The sequence below is a fragment of the Desulfovibrio sp. JC022 genome, from assembly GCF_010470665.1.
Lineage (GTDB): Bacteria > Desulfobacterota > Desulfovibrionia > Desulfovibrionales > Desulfovibrionaceae > Maridesulfovibrio.
Genome location: NZ_VOPZ01000036.1, coordinates 1 through 1,143, shown reverse-complemented (window position 1 = coordinate 1,143; position 1,143 = coordinate 1). Strand labels below are relative to the sequence as shown.

Annotated in this window: 2 protein-coding genes; both read right to left on the bottom strand. The window is 44.3% G+C overall.

Annotated elements, in window-relative coordinates; all coding sequences use genetic code 11:
• Window positions 1-176 precede the first annotated feature (176 nt).
• Window positions 177-452, bottom strand: coding sequence for a type II toxin-antitoxin system RelE/ParE family toxin (locus tag FMS18_RS20140; protein ID WP_163296443.1), 276 nt, complete (start codon window positions 450-452; stop codon window positions 177-179).
• Window positions 442-687, bottom strand: coding sequence for a CopG family ribbon-helix-helix protein (locus tag FMS18_RS20135; protein WP_163296442.1), 246 nt, complete (start codon window positions 685-687; stop codon window positions 442-444). The genes FMS18_RS20140 and FMS18_RS20135 overlap by 11 nt, the downstream gene beginning before the upstream one ends.
• Window positions 688-1,143 lie beyond the last annotated feature (456 nt).

Below are 1,143 nucleotides of genomic sequence, written 5' to 3'. Positions count from 1 at the left end.
CGTGTATGGCATAGGCTTGACTTACTCTTCATTAAGCCTCTCCTGTGCTCACTTTGAGCAACTCATCAGGGGAGGCTTTAGTTTATTCCCGCATAAGTCAAACTTTACTGGTCCCCCGGCAAAGCCGGGGGGTTTCTCATTGGACTAAGAAAAGTCACATTTGAGCTTGAACTTATTTAAGACCATTTTTGGTGAATGTGGAGAACTCGGGCTATCTCAACATGCTCGGTCACTTTGTAAATAAGAATGTATGATGGATCAGGAATCATAAGCTCTCGTGTCCCTTCAACTTGTCCAGAGCGGCCTGAATGGGGGAATTGAGCAAGAAGTTCGATGGCATAAAAGAGCCTGTTAACAAGATTCTGACCAACATCCTTTTCTTGAATCTCGATGAAGTATCGCAGGATTCCCGCAATATCACGATGGGCACTATTCGCCCATTTAATCAACATTGTACCCCATCTCCCGGATGGAATCCTTCACTTGATCATGGCCTACAGTGTGCTCTGCCTCCAAGTCGGCCAAACCTTTGACCATTTGCTCCCTGAACCAAAAGTCGTAGTCTAAGTAGTTGGCAACGGCTTCCTTGATAATGGAAGTCCTTGACCTTCCAAGTCCATTGGCAATTTCGTCCAAACGAGCCAACATTTCATCGTCAAATCGTGCGCTTATTGATGTAGTTTGCATGACTGCCTCCTTGTGCGCATTACGTTTGTAGCACAGTTGAACCATGGCTGCAAACAGGGCTTTCGAACTTAGCGTGCCATTTTTTCGTATCTTTGCTTAATTTATGAGTTACGTAAGTTACTGAGCAGTTAGCCATGATGTCCGAAACTCTCAAACAACCATTCTGTATTTATGTCTTAACCAAGCGACAAGGTCAAAAAACAAAGGGAATTGATGGGTAGCTCGCAACTCCGAAAGGCGAATTGTTCAAGTAAATGATTTCAGGCAGTCCAGTTTGGAAAAACTATTTGATCCACCATCAAAAAACTACTACTAAACAACCACCAGCTAGAAGCTGGTGGGTTTGAGCTAGCGGACTGAAAGTCCAGCATAACACCGGCAGGCTAACGCAGCCGGTTAATTCTCAATGTCGAAACCATCGTTAGGATTGCGTTCAAAATGATGAGCCAAATATTC

Excerpts from the sequence above, each read along its gene's own strand:
- FMS18_RS20140 (WP_163296443.1), bottom strand. The coding sequence starts at position 452 with ATGTTGATTAAATGGGCGAATAGTGCCCATCGTGATATTGCGGGAATC.
- FMS18_RS20135 (WP_163296442.1), bottom strand. The coding sequence starts at position 687 with ATGCAAACTACATCAATAAGCGCACGATTTGACGATGAAATGTTGGCT.